Origin of the sequence: Chryseobacterium sp. NFX27 (assembly GCF_049887855.1) — a bacterium.
Classification (GTDB): domain Bacteria; phylum Bacteroidota; class Bacteroidia; order Flavobacteriales; family Weeksellaceae; genus Chryseobacterium.
Genome location: NZ_JAGEKK010000003.1, coordinates 244,733 through 257,223, shown reverse-complemented (window position 1 = coordinate 257,223; position 12,491 = coordinate 244,733). Strand labels below are relative to the sequence as shown.

The following is a 12,491-nucleotide window of genomic DNA, read 5'->3' as shown; positions in this document are numbered from 1 at the left end:
TTTTGTAAACGTTTAAACAAAGAAGTTAGAAATTAGAGGTTAGAAGTTAGTATTTGAATACTGCTTATGGCTTTTATCATTTATCAATCATCATTTATCAATTATAATAATGAACAACGGTATTATCATATTAGATTTCGGATCACAGTACAACCAGCTTATCGGAAGAAGAATCCGTGAGATGGGTGTTTACTCTGAAATTCTTCCTTTCAATACACCTTTACAGGATATTTTAGCAAAACAGCCCAAAGGAATTATCCTTTCCGGAGGACCAAGCTCTGTGAATGCAGAAAATGCTCACCTGGTAGAAAAAGATTTGTATGAGCAGGGAATTCCTGTTTTGGGAATTTGTTACGGAATGCAGCTTACGGCTCATCTTTTAGGCGGAAAAGTAAACAAAGGTGAAAAAGGAGAGTACGGAAAAGCTCATTTAGACATTATTAAAGAAAGTTCTTTACTCAAAGGAGTTACTCAGAATTCTATCGTATGGATGAGTCACTTTGACGAAGTTGGAGCGCTGCCTGCAGGTTTTGAATTAAATGCAAAATCAGGAGTAATGGCTTCTATTTCCAATGAAGACAGAAAAATCTACTGCGTACAGTTCCACCCGGAGGTTTCTCACACAGAAGAAGGCGGAAAAATACTTGAAAACTTCGTTTTTGCCATTTGCGATGCTGAGAAAAACTGGAAACTGACCAATTATATCGAGAAAACAGTTGAAGAAATCCGTGAAAGAGTAGGTGACAGCAGAGTGATCCTTGGACTTTCAGGAGGCGTAGATTCTTCTGTAGCCGCAGTTTTAATTCACAAAGCAATTGGTGATCAGCTGACTTGTATCTTCGTTGATACCGGACTATTGAGAAAAGACGAGGGCCAGAAAGTAATGGACAACTATGGAGAACATTTCCATATGAACATTAAAATGGTTGATGCTAAAGAAAGATTTCTTTCAAAATTAGCAGGAGTAGATGATCCGGAACAGAAAAGAAAAATCATCGGAAACGAGTTTATCCATGTTTTTGATGAAGAATCCCATAAAATTGAAGGCGCTAAATTCTTAGCCCAGGGAACCATTTATCCTGACGTTATCGAAAGCCAGTCTGTGAACGGTCCGTCTGCAGTGATCAAGTCTCACCACAATGTAGGAGGACTTCCTGAAGATATGGAATTCGAATTATTGGAACCGTTAAGAGAGCTCTTCAAAGATGAGGTAAGAAAAGTAGGTGAGGAACTAGGTATTCCACATCATTTGGTACACAGACACCCTTTCCCGGGTCCGGGATTAGGGATCAGAGTATTGGGGGCTGTAGACGCTGAAAAAGTGAAAATCCTTCAGGAAGCTGATGATATTTTCATTGAAGAATTGTACAAAAATGACCTTTACGAAAAAGTATCTCAGGCCTTCGTAGTCCTTCTTCCTGTGAAGTCAGTAGGAGTAATGGGAGATGAAAGAACTTACGAGTATACAGCTGTAGTTCGTTCTGCCAACACCATCGACTTTATGACGGCAACGTGGAGCAGACTTCCTTATGAGTTCCTGGATACGGTATCCAGCAGAATCATCAACGAAGTAAGAGGAATCAACAGAGTAGCTTATGATATTTCAAGCAAACCGCCTGCAACGATTGAGTGGGAATAATCTCACTATATATACTATTTAAAATAAAAAAATCCTGTTTATATCTTTATAAGCAGGATTTTTTGTTAGTATTAAGAGATATTCCTATTTGTTGTGTCTATTATTAGCGATGTCACACTGAGCGAAGTCGAAGTGGATTTGATTTTGTAAGGTGTTTATTTTTCAATAGGTAAATAAAAAATAAATTAAAACTGTTTATCCTCAGAATTATTATACATTTAATACCTAAACTCATATTCCGGAAAATGAAAATAAAACATCTGCTTATAATGATAAGCCTTAGTTGGACCTTGGCTGGCTGTACAGCTGCCAATAAAAATATTTCTTCTTCCGACAGCTATTCCTGGTTTCCTTTTTCCTGGTATGCCGCAAAAATTTCAGGAAAGAACTTTGATAAAGTAGCCATGCTGGTTCCGGTGAAAGTGAATGATTTAAATGCAGATTTTACCCTTCAGTTCGATTTGGGAAGCGATGCAACTCTAGTCTATGGAAATACAATAAACAGCTATTATAAGGAAAGTGAAATAAACAGCTTCCTCGTTAAAAGCTCTAAATCTACGGATAATGGAGGCAAAACTGTTTATAAGACAAAAGGATTGTCCTACCATCTAGGGAAATTGTCCAAAGATAATCTGGTGTATAAAGAGGATTACGGCGATAAAATTTCCAAAGATTCACTATTTACCAAAAAACCTAAACACATCGGAACTTTAGGAGCTGATATGTTTGATAATAAAATATTAATCATTGATTATCCTAATAAAAGAATGTGTGTCCTGGATTCATTGGATAGCTATTGGAAGAAACTGACAACGTTTGTAGAGGCCAAATCTAAAAATGGAAGGCTGCAGATTCCACTTACTATTGCGGGTAAAACCCATTGGTTTCTGTTCGATACCGGAGCAAGCTTATTTCCCATTAACACCAATAAAGAACTCTGGACTTCACTGGTAGATCAAACTGCCAAAACAGATACAATTATCGCCAACTCCTGGGGCGAGAAAGTTAAATTTTATGGAAGACCGATTAAAGAAAAAGTATATCTGGGAAATAGAAAACTGGATAATGATTATGCATGGTATAATGACAATACAAGACTTCAGGAATTTAATAAAGCGGAGAATATTGACGGTTTAACAGGAAATGCATTTTTTGTAAATAATATTATTGTCCTTGATTTTAAAAATAAAAAATTCGGAGTGGTTAATTAGAATGAAGCATATTAATATTGCATAATTTCCTTTTCATTAGGTTACATTATAAAAGTAAAAATCATCAGCAGAAAAATTGTCTAAATCCCTCATGTAATCAAAATAAGTATTATAAATATCAGGATCTACTGATAAACACTGATCATCCAGTGTATTGACCATAATATATTGTATATCATAGCTGCTTAAGATGGATTCTATTTGTTGAGAATAATTGTTTTCTAATAAGATGATGGGGTAATTTAAATGAACATATCCTATAATCTTTTCTTCTGAACTTAAAACGCCGAGTTTTTCTGCATTTATTTCAATATCAACATGATAATTCAAAGACAAAGCATCTACTGCTGATACGAAATCAGAGTGCTTCCAATTTGTATTTGAGTTGATTGCTTTCTGTATGCTTTGAGTAATATCCACTGTTAAATTGATTTAAATGATTTGGAGTATATTATCTTTAAGAATTTAAGTTAAATTTTTTCCCTAAATTTAAGTAAAATTACGTCAAATGCAAATAGAAACAAGAGCCCTGAGCCTTCAGGATTATGATGAACTGGTAGTAACGATGAAACGCGCGTATCCGCAAATGTCTGAATCTATTTGGTCTAAAAAAAGCATCGAGAAGCTCACCAGAATATTTCCTAAAGGTCAGATCTGTATCACCGTAGACGGAAAACTGGCCGCCGTAGCACTCTCCATTATTGTGAATTATGACGAATTCGGAGACGATCATACCTATGTCGATATTACAGGAAATTATACCTTCAATACCCATCTTTCCACTGGGAATGTACTCTACGGAATTGAGGTTTTCGTAGATCCCGAATTCCGTGAGCTGCGTCTGGGAAGAAGATTATATGATGCCAGAAAAGAATTATGTGAACTGCTTAATCTCAAATCGATCATTCTGGGCGGAAGAATCCCGAACTACCATAAATACAGCGACGAGCTTTCCCCAAGAGAATACATCAGAAGAGTTAGAGACAAGGAAATCTACGATCCGGTACTGTCCTTTCAGCTTTCCAATAACTTTCTTCCTATAAAGATTCTGAAAAAGTACCTTCCCGAAGATGAATCGTCACTGGAAAATGCCGTTTTGCTTCAATGGAACAATATCTACTACAGTAAAAAACCCAATACGATGCAGGACAGTATCATCCGTTTAGGATTGGTACAGTGGCAGATGAGACATTTTAAAAATATCGATGCTTTTTATGAGCAGGTAGAATTTTTTGTCAATGTGATGGGTGATTACAAATCCGATTTTGTTCTTTTCCCGGAACTGTTCAATACCCCGCTGCTGGCACCGTTCAATAAGCTTTCAGAAAGAGACAGTATGATAGAGCTGGCTAAATTGAGTGAGGATATTAAAAATAAAATTTCTGAGCTGGCCATCAGTTACAACGTCAATATTATTTCCGGAAGTATGCCCGTTTTTGATCATGATCATAATGACCTGTATAACGTGAGCTATCTGCTACACCGTGACGGGCGGATCGATGAATACCGGAAAATCCACATCACTCCGAACGAAAGGAAATACTATGGAATGAAAGGAGGAAACGAGATCAGGGTTTTCGATACCGACTGTGGAAAAATAGGTCTTGTCATCTGTTATGACGTAGAATTTCCGGAGTTGCCGAGAATTCTGGCAGATCAGGGCATGAAAATCCTGTTCGTACCTTATCTTACGGATACTCAGAATGCTTATATAAGAGTCCGTCACTGTGCAGCGGCAAGAGCTATCGAAAATGAATGTTACGTTGCTATCGCGGGTTGTGTAGGAAACCTTCCGGGGGTTAATAATATGGATATCCAGTTTGGACAGGCTGCCGTATTTACACCTTCAGATTTCGCCTTTCCATCCAATGCCGTGAAAGGAGAAGCAACACCCAATACAGAAATGACCCTTATTGTGGATGTAGACCTCAATCTGCTTAAAGACCTTCACCATAACGGATCTGTTCAGGTGATGAATGACCGCAGAAAAGATCTGTACGAAACCTATCTTAAATAAGAATGCTCCCATTTTAAATAAAAATATCCTGTTCGATTCGGACAGGATATTGTATTAACACTAATTTCTAAAATAAAAAAGAGCAGACAAAATCTGCTCTATATTTAAAATAGGTTCTTTTTTTACAGATACTGAGGACATACCACAGCAGGGCAGATCAGTTTCGGACATCTCGGTCTTCCGTCAGTAGGGCAGCATTCATTGGAGCAGTTCCCGATAATGATACCGCTTCCGCTGATTCCTTTTAATTGCTCTCTTGAAAGTTTGTTGTTTCGTAAATTTTTCATTTTTTAATATTTATAGGTTAGTTTGATGGTTATAAAGATAAAAAAATACATTAAATAATATCCATAATGTAATTTTTTTCTTTTAATATTTTAAGTGATTTGAAAAAAAATAAGCGAAGAATATATTTTTTTTTCAGGATATTCTTAAAATTTACTATCTTCACTGATCAATTTAAATAAAATATAATGACAGGAACAGTAAAATGGTTTAACGAAACAAAAGGTTTTGGTTTTATTACACCAGACGGAGGCGGAAACGATATTTTTTGCCATCATTCAGCCATTCAGTCTTCAGGCCTTAGATCTTTAAAAGAAGGACAGGCAGTAGAATTTGAGATTAAAGAAGGTAAAAAAGGACCTGAAGCAGACAATGTTAAAGTAGTAGGATAATCACTTATTAAAGATATTGTTTAAAATAAAGCTGCCATTTCAGGCGGCTTTTTTTATGGATTTAGGCTTAAAGAATTTGTTTGATACAAATGTAATTGACTGAAAGGAGTATTTTAAAGTAGCTAATCAGTGGTGCAACCGCAATTCTTTGCTTATTAAAGTAAATAGAGCAGAAACATTGCATTAAAAAATACAAGCAGATAAAATTGGATGAACTCATCACCTTAACCCCAAATTAAAAAACAATTCTGTGTTAACTTAACTCTAAGATTACTGTTCAAATAAAAACTAAAATAGCAATGGGAACAATTTTTGGAGTAATTTGCACCAACTATTTAGAAATATATGTTTGACAAGCAGCAACGAAAACTGAAAAGATCAGCCAGGCTCATTTCCGTACTCAGTAAATATGGGTTTAAGGATATGCTGGCAAGAATGAATACAGGGAATAAACAGGAATCACTTTCTGTGGATCCGGATGAGGTTATTTCTAAAGGGACAGTATATGAGAGGATCAGACTCGTACTGGAAGAGCTTGGCCCTACATTTGTAAAGCTTGGCCAGACATTCAGCAACAGGGAAGATCTGCTTCCTCCCGAGTTGATCCAGGAGCTGCAGAAACTTCAGGACAAAGTGGATATGGTTGATATGGATGTAGTGGAAATTCTGGAAAATGAATTCAATATATCCGTTAAAGACCACTTTCAGGAAATTCAGAAAGAACCTTTGGCCACAGCATCTATTGCACAGGTGTATAAAGCAGTTTTGCTGGATGGAAGTCCTGTAATCCTTAAACTTAAAAAAGCTGACGTACAGACCGTTATTGAAGATGATTTACTCCTCATAAAAGACCTTGAAAAACTGATCTCGGCTTATTCTGAAATCGGAGAAAAGCTCAATCTGAAACAGGCGATTTCCACTTTTGAGAAATCTTTGCTGGAAGAAGTTTCCCTGATCAATGAAAAGGAAAATATTCTGCATTTTGCCCGGAATTTTAAGAACAACAAGGAAACGTATGTTCCGAAAATCTATGAAGAGTATTCCAACAATAATATTCTCTGCATGGAGTTTATCGACGGAATCAAGGTGACCGACAAAGCTTCGCTTTTAGCCCATAATATTGATCCTGTAAAAGTATCGGAAGTAGGTTTAAGACTGTTTGTTTCACAGATCCTGGATTACGGGTTTTTCCACGCTGATCCGCACGCTGGTAATATTTTGGTAAAAAAAGACGGGAAAATTGTTTTTATAGATTTCGGTGCGGTAGGAAAGATCCAGCCGAATGATAAGGAAATTCTTGAAAGCCTCATCGTAAGCTTTGTAGCTAAAAATTCCCATAAAATTGTCCGCTATCTCAAAAAAATGGCGGTCAGCTACGAAATTCCTGATGAAAGAAGGTTTGAAAATGATGTGGAAGATATTCTGAACTTTGTTCACAGTTCATCGCTGCAGGATATCAATGTTCAGGTGATCATTAATAAAATGAAAGATATTCTGAAGGATAACAGGCTTCATATGCCGGATTATTTTTACCTTCTGTTTAAAGGTATCAGCCTGATAGAAGGGGTTGGAAGAACGATTAATCCGGATCTGGATATCGTGAAAAGCCTTCATCCTTATACCAGAAAAATCCTGACGAAAAAGATCAAGCCAAAGAATCTTTTAAAAACGGGAATGGACCGGATGATGAATTTCACAGATAATGTAGATGAAATTCCCAAAGAGTTAAGATCTGTACTCCAGAAACTGGATGATAATAAATTCACCGTATCCAGCGAGATTAAAAATATTGAAAAGACCAACCAGCTGATCAAATCCAGTGTTGTCAATTTAATTTTAGCCATGATTCTGGGGGCTAATATTATTGCCACAGCTATTGTTTTTGTCTCAGAATCCGGACCACGGATCGGTGAAATGTCTTTGGTGGCAGTTTTAGGCTTTGTGTTTTCTGTTATATTGATCCTGGTCCTTTTACTGAGAGTGACCAGAAAATAAATGAGAGCTTGGGATCGCAAAACTTACTTTTATAATTTTGTATCTTAGACCTCTCAGCAGCAAAAAAATAACCTATGAAAAAACTCTTCTTAATAACTCTGACCTTCTGCAGCTCACTGTTTATAGCCCAGAAAACTACTGAAGATGGACTTTTGGGAGATTTTGACGGTAATGGAACAAAAGAATATGCCTATACCAAAGTGAGTGACTGTTCTGATGAATGCGATGGAAAATGTGAAACCACTATTTATTTCAGTGATAAAAAAATAAAACCGTTTATCATTTCACCTGCTAAGAATGGCGGATTATATAACCTGGGAGACCTTAATGAAGATGGAAAAGAGGAAATAGGCTTTTATCCGGACTGGTGTACGAGCTGCTGGCACGGTTTCCTTGTTTATACTTTAGATAAAGCCGGATGGAATACACTGGTACCTTCTATCTCTACACACTGTTCACAGTGGGAAGACGGTAAATTCCCGATCAGAAAAGACCTTAAAAAGAAAGGCTATGTGATCATTACCTCAAGTATTTGGAAAGATGATGAGATCAGGATTAATAGTGAAAGTATTAAGGTGAAGTAAATAGGTGAGAGTGTTTGAGCGTTTTAGAGTAAATGAGTTGAGGATGAGTTGCTGGTTTGGAGTTGTTCAGTTAACGATTCAGCATCTCATGTCTGATATCTCATGTCTGGCATCTTGATTCTTATCTCTTGTCTCTTTTAACCTCTAAATTTAAATACCTATCTTTGCACCATGGAAAAACTCACTTTTGCGGATTTTGACCTGCCGGTTAAAATTCTTGATGTTTTAGCGGATCTGGAACTATTCGAACCTACACCTATTCAGGAAAAGAGCATTGGCCCTATACTTTCCGGAAGAGATGTTATGGGGATCGCACAGACCGGAACCGGGAAAACATTGGCTTATCTTCTGCCCGTTCTTAAAACATGGAAATACAACAAAACAGGGAATCCTACTGTTTTGATTCTTGTTCCTACGAGAGAATTGGTGGTACAGGTAGCTGAAATTGTTGAGAAACTGACAGAAAATATTACCGCAAGGGTAATCGGAATATACGGAGGAAAGAATATCAATACGCAGAAACTTTTATTTAATAACGGATGCGATATTCTGGTAGGAACTCCGGGAAGGGTAATGGATCTGGCCATCGACAATGCAATTTCGTTGAGAGAAGTACAAAAGCTGATCATTGATGAGTTTGACGAAATGCTGAACTTAGGTTTCAGACCGCAGCTTACCCATATTTTCGAAATGATGAAACCGAAGAGACAGAACATTCTTTTCTCGGCTACCATGACGGAAGCGGTAGATGAAATGCTGGATCAGTACTTTGCCAGTCCGGTAGAAATTTCATTGGCCAAATCAGGAACGCCTCTTGAAAAAATTGAGCAGACCGGTTACAAAGTGGAAAATTTCAATACAAAGATCAATCTTCTTGAGCATTTATTGAAGAAGAATGAAGATATGTCTAAAGTGTTGATTTTCACAAACAATAAGAAAAATTCTGACCTTTTGTTTTCTAAAATTGATGAACTTTTCCCTGAGCAGTTTGATGTGATCCACTCAAATAAATCCCAGAATTACAGGCTTAAAGCCATGAAAAGATTTGAAAATGAAGAGATCAGAGGATTAATTACTACCGATGTAATGGCCAGAGGTCTTGATATTTCAAATATTACCCACGTTATCAACTTTGAAACTCCTGAAATTCCCGAACAGTATATCCACAGGATAGGAAGAACGGGTAGGGCAGATAAAGACGGTAAGGCAATCACGTTCGTCACTAAGAAAGAAGAAGCTTATATCCTTGATATTGAGCTGTTAATGGATAGAGATCTTAAGTTCAACGATTTCCCTGCAGAGGTGAAAATCAATCCTAAGAAAATTGCTTCCGAAGAAGATGTGATCATTATGAAAAACCCGGCACAGGTGAAACTGTATGAAGGTGGAGGAGCATTTCACGAGAAAAAAGATAAAAACAAGAAAGAAAACTGGGGTGGACCTTCAAAAAGAAAAGCACCGAAGAAATTTGGAGCTAACAGAGCCCAGCAGAAATCGATATCAGTATCAAAATCGAAGAAAAAGAAATAAAAAAAATCCCGTTCAGGGATTTTTTTGTTTTATAAATGTATTATTTCATATATGGTTTCATAACCTTTGTCCAGATTTCATAGCCTTCCGGGGTGATGTGAAGCATATCTTCCACGAAAAGATCCTTTCTTATATTTCCATTGGAATCTTCCATGGCTCTGGTAATATCTATGAACTCTGCATGAGGTTCTTTTTCCATAAAAGCGGCAATCTTTTTATTTGCTGCTTTCATCTGAGGCCACAGCATTTCGCGGCTCGGCGAATATTTAATGGAAATATAGTCCACTTCTATATTGGGAAATTTTTCACGGATCTTTTTATAGAATGCTTTAAACCTTTTCACCACTACCTTGGCTTTGAGGTCATGATTGTCTGCAAAATCATTTTCGCCGCAGTAGATAATGATCTGTTTAGGCTGATAAGGGCTTAAAAGATCTTCAGCGAAATCATTGAGATCCGTTAATCTTGAACCTCCAAAACCTCTGTTGATAATTGTTTTATCAGGGAAATAGCTCGCAACATCTGTCCACTTTGTAAAAGAAGAGCTTCCTATCAGAAGGATGGCGTCTTTAGGCGGAGGATTTTCCTGATCCGTTTTTTTGAAATTCTGAATGTCCTGCCAGAACATTGGTTTGTTTTCCTGTGAAAAGGACAGGGCAAAATACAGCAGCAGAAATGCTGAAAGAATCTTCTTCATTGTAATCAATTTTTAAAATATCTTATAAATGTAATAAAAAACTCCCGATAAAATCGAGAGTCTGTGCTTATCTTTTATAGGTCACATAAGTGAGATCATCCGTACCGTCACCATTCTGATCAAATGTCCCGAACAGGTGGGCCAGTTTCAGATCCTGGCTGGTAAGGATCTCCACTCTGTACCATCTTTCTGTGTCATTATCATTTTTAATGCTCATCAGCTTAGATTCTTCAGTATACGTAAACTTTCCTTCAGTTTTTCCGCTCATCTGGCATTCAAGCCCGATTGCAGAGTAATACGTATAGCTGGTATAATAATCGCTTCTGAAGTGCAGAATATCTTTAGCTTGACAGTCAGACGGAGATTCTGTCTCAAGTACTGTTTTATTGTCTTTTCCGGAAATAATTTCTATTTTGCTTACCTTCCAGTCTCCGCTCATCATTTCTAATTCATAGGCTTCAATATTGTCATCTTTACATGAAGTTAGCGCCAAAGCTGAAAAGGCAAATAAAAGTAGCTGTTTTTTCATTTTCACAAATTTAAGAATATGCTAAAATATAAATAAATTTGAAATATCTATAATGAAATCACGCTTTTTTAAACGAATGTTTATAAATAACAGTATTTTTTATAATGCAGCTGGAAGACTGATGCTAAAATGTGAAGATTTTTAGATTACAGGAACTAATTACAGTTTGAAAATTACGTTTTTGATTACATATCAGAAGACCCAAATTTCCATGAAATCATCAACCCGTCTACTCTAAACCCTCACACTCCAAACCTTAATAACTCATCTCAACAATCTTATACGCATCCTGAGGGGTCAGTTTCTTATATTCACCAAGACCGGACCAGTTTCTATCTGTGAAAGCTTTTTCCACCCTTTCAGCAGTACCTTTGTAATCTTCCGTGTATTCCGAAAGCTTTGTCTTGATGTCCAGGCTGTGGAAAAACTCTTCCATTTTTTTAATGCCGAGTTCTGCTTTTTCTTCCACAGTTCCCTCTTTAATTCCCCAAACTCTTTCAGCATACTGCGCCAGCTTTCCTTTTTTTGTTTCAAAATTATAACGGTAATGAGAAGGCGCAATAACGGCTAAAGTTCTTGCATGATCTATTCCGAAATAAGCAGTCAGTTCATGTCCCATGGCATGTACGGCCCAGTCCGTGATTACCCCTTTCTGGATAAGTCCGTTCAGTGCCATTGTGCAGCACCACATAAAGTTTCCGGCAGCATCATAATCAAAATCATCAGCCAGAACTTTTGGAGCTGTTTCCTGAAGACTGATCAGAATGCTTTCAGCAATTCTTTCCTGAAGGTCTGCAGAAGAAGGAGCGGTCATATACTGTTCCAGAACGTGTGTATAAGCATCCGTAATTCCGTTCACGATCTGATTTTTAGGAATCGTTCTGATCACTTCCGGATCTAAAACAGAAAATTGCGGGAAAAGTCCCGGACCGCCTGAAGATAATTTCTCGTTGGTTTCTCTTCTTGAAATGACATAGCCCGAATTCATTTCAGAACCTGTTGCAGGCAGTGTAAGAATACTTCCGAAAGGCATTCCTTCTCCTTCAAAAGTTCTTACCGGGTTTTTAAGGATTTCCCATGGCTCACCGGCATAGTTAGCAGCAGCTGAAAGGAATTTAGTTCCGTCGATCACAGATCCACCGCCTACAGCAAGAAGATAGTTGATATTTTTTTCTTTGATAAAGTTTAAAGCATTAATCAGTACTTCATATTCAGGATTGGCGGGTACGCCTCCGAATTCATACAGATCATGATCTTTCAGAGCTTCCTTTACCTGATCGTAAACACCGTTGTTTTTGATACTTCCACCACCATAGATCATTAATATTTTGGCATCTTTTGGAACCTCACGGGAGATTTTTGCAATCTCACCTTTTCCAAAAAGTATTTTTGTCGGATTTTTAAATTCGAAATTAAGCATTGTTCTAAATTTATTTGATCCAAATTTACGGAAAGCAATATGAAAACAGAGTTAATGAAATTTTAAAATTCCTATCGAAGTCTTTTATAATAACAATATAAATTCAACCCGTTCTGATATTTTGGTTATGATTTTCTTTACAGGATTTTAGCCGATAAAAAAATGTTTTTAACGCAGAGGTTATATGTTTAA

General features: G+C 37.0%; 12 protein-coding genes. 7 read left to right on the top strand and 5 right to left on the bottom strand.

Annotation, left to right across the window (positions count from 1 at the left end):
• Positions 1–109 precede the first annotated feature (109 nt).
• Complete coding sequence (gene guaA / locus J4Q03_RS05365) at positions 110–1,639, top strand: glutamine-hydrolyzing GMP synthase (protein WP_426047177.1); 1,530 nt, start codon at positions 110–112, stop codon at positions 1,637–1,639.
• Positions 1,640–1,908: 269 nt separating this feature from the next.
• Complete coding sequence (locus tag J4Q03_RS05360) at positions 1,909–2,850, top strand: hypothetical protein (protein ID WP_426047176.1); 942 nt, start codon at positions 1,909–1,911, stop codon at positions 2,848–2,850.
• 36 nt (positions 2,851–2,886) lie between these two features.
• Here the strand turns inward: J4Q03_RS05360 and J4Q03_RS05355 are convergent, their stop codons facing one another.
• A complete protein-coding gene (locus J4Q03_RS05355; RefSeq protein WP_426047175.1) occupies positions 2,887–3,270 on the bottom strand; it encodes a hypothetical protein in 384 nt (127 codons plus the stop codon).
• A gap of 88 nt (positions 3,271–3,358) precedes the next feature.
• Here J4Q03_RS05355 and J4Q03_RS05350 point away from each other — a divergent pair, with 88 nt between their 5' ends.
• A complete protein-coding gene (locus J4Q03_RS05350) occupies positions 3,359–4,867 on the top strand; it encodes a nitrilase-related carbon-nitrogen hydrolase (protein WP_426047174.1) in 1,509 nt (502 codons plus the stop codon).
• Positions 4,868–4,989: 122 nt separating this feature from the next.
• On the opposite strand, the gene J4Q03_RS05345 is transcribed toward J4Q03_RS05350, so the two are convergent.
• Positions 4,990–5,154, bottom strand: a complete 165-nt coding sequence (locus J4Q03_RS05345) for a hypothetical protein (RefSeq protein ID WP_426047173.1) — start codon at positions 5,152–5,154, stop codon at positions 4,990–4,992.
• Positions 5,155–5,340: 186 nt separating this feature from the next.
• Here J4Q03_RS05345 and J4Q03_RS05340 point away from each other — a divergent pair, with 186 nt between their 5' ends.
• The 4 genes from J4Q03_RS05340 to J4Q03_RS05325 all read left to right on the top strand — a co-directional run bounded on the left by J4Q03_RS05340 (position 5,341) and on the right by J4Q03_RS05325 (position 9,653).
• The gene (locus tag J4Q03_RS05340) at positions 5,341–5,544 is read left to right on the top strand and encodes a cold-shock protein (RefSeq protein ID WP_167409426.1); all 204 of its coding nucleotides are present in this window, start codon (positions 5,341–5,343) and stop codon (positions 5,542–5,544) included.
• 345 nt (positions 5,545–5,889) lie between these two features.
• On the top strand, positions 5,890–7,539 hold the full coding sequence (locus J4Q03_RS05335) for an ABC1 kinase family protein (protein WP_426047172.1): 1,650 nt from the start codon (positions 5,890–5,892) through the stop codon (positions 7,537–7,539).
• 74 nt (positions 7,540–7,613) lie between these two features.
• Complete coding sequence (locus J4Q03_RS05330) at positions 7,614–8,123, top strand: hypothetical protein (RefSeq protein ID WP_426047171.1); 510 nt, start codon at positions 7,614–7,616, stop codon at positions 8,121–8,123.
• Between the two features lie 171 nt (positions 8,124–8,294).
• A complete protein-coding gene (locus J4Q03_RS05325; protein WP_426047170.1) occupies positions 8,295–9,653 on the top strand; it encodes a DEAD/DEAH box helicase in 1,359 nt (452 codons plus the stop codon).
• A 40-nt stretch (positions 9,654–9,693) separates the two neighbouring features.
• On the opposite strand, the gene J4Q03_RS05320 is transcribed toward J4Q03_RS05325, so the two are convergent.
• The 3 genes from J4Q03_RS05320 to J4Q03_RS05310 form a co-directional block, all read right to left on the bottom strand.
• Positions 9,694–10,350, bottom strand: coding sequence for a GDSL-type esterase/lipase family protein (locus tag J4Q03_RS05320; protein ID WP_426047169.1), 657 nt, complete (start codon positions 10,348–10,350; stop codon positions 9,694–9,696).
• A 67-nt stretch (positions 10,351–10,417) separates the two neighbouring features.
• Positions 10,418–10,879: a lipocalin family protein gene (locus J4Q03_RS05315; protein ID WP_426047168.1), complete on the bottom strand. Its 462-nt coding sequence runs from the start codon at positions 10,877–10,879 to the stop codon at positions 10,418–10,420.
• Between the two features lie 256 nt (positions 10,880–11,135).
• Positions 11,136–12,299, bottom strand: a complete 1,164-nt coding sequence (locus J4Q03_RS05310; RefSeq protein WP_426047167.1) for an iron-containing alcohol dehydrogenase — start codon at positions 12,297–12,299, stop codon at positions 11,136–11,138.
• Positions 12,300–12,491 lie beyond the last annotated feature (192 nt).

Excerpts from the sequence above, each read along its gene's own strand:
- guaA (WP_426047177.1), top strand. The coding sequence starts at position 110 with ATGAACAACGGTATTATCATATTAGATTTCGGATCACAGTACAACCAG.
- J4Q03_RS05340 (WP_167409426.1), top strand. The coding sequence starts at position 5,341 with ATGACAGGAACAGTAAAATGGTTTAACGAAACAAAAGGTTTTGGTTTT.
- J4Q03_RS05360 (WP_426047176.1), top strand. The coding sequence starts at position 1,909 with ATGATAAGCCTTAGTTGGACCTTGGCTGGCTGTACAGCTGCCAATAAA.
- J4Q03_RS05320 (WP_426047169.1), bottom strand. The coding sequence starts at position 10,350 with ATGAAGAAGATTCTTTCAGCATTTCTGCTGCTGTATTTTGCCCTGTCC.
- J4Q03_RS05315 (WP_426047168.1), bottom strand. The coding sequence starts at position 10,879 with ATGAAAAAACAGCTACTTTTATTTGCCTTTTCAGCTTTGGCGCTAACT.
- J4Q03_RS05335 (WP_426047172.1), top strand. The coding sequence starts at position 5,890 with ATGTTTGACAAGCAGCAACGAAAACTGAAAAGATCAGCCAGGCTCATT.
- J4Q03_RS05330 (WP_426047171.1), top strand. The coding sequence starts at position 7,614 with ATGAAAAAACTCTTCTTAATAACTCTGACCTTCTGCAGCTCACTGTTT.
- J4Q03_RS05310 (WP_426047167.1), bottom strand. The coding sequence starts at position 12,299 with ATGCTTAATTTCGAATTTAAAAATCCGACAAAAATACTTTTTGGAAAA.
- J4Q03_RS05350 (WP_426047174.1), top strand. The coding sequence starts at position 3,359 with ATGCAAATAGAAACAAGAGCCCTGAGCCTTCAGGATTATGATGAACTG.
- J4Q03_RS05325 (WP_426047170.1), top strand. The coding sequence starts at position 8,295 with ATGGAAAAACTCACTTTTGCGGATTTTGACCTGCCGGTTAAAATTCTT.
- J4Q03_RS05345 (WP_426047173.1), bottom strand. The coding sequence starts at position 5,154 with ATGAAAAATTTACGAAACAACAAACTTTCAAGAGAGCAATTAAAAGGA.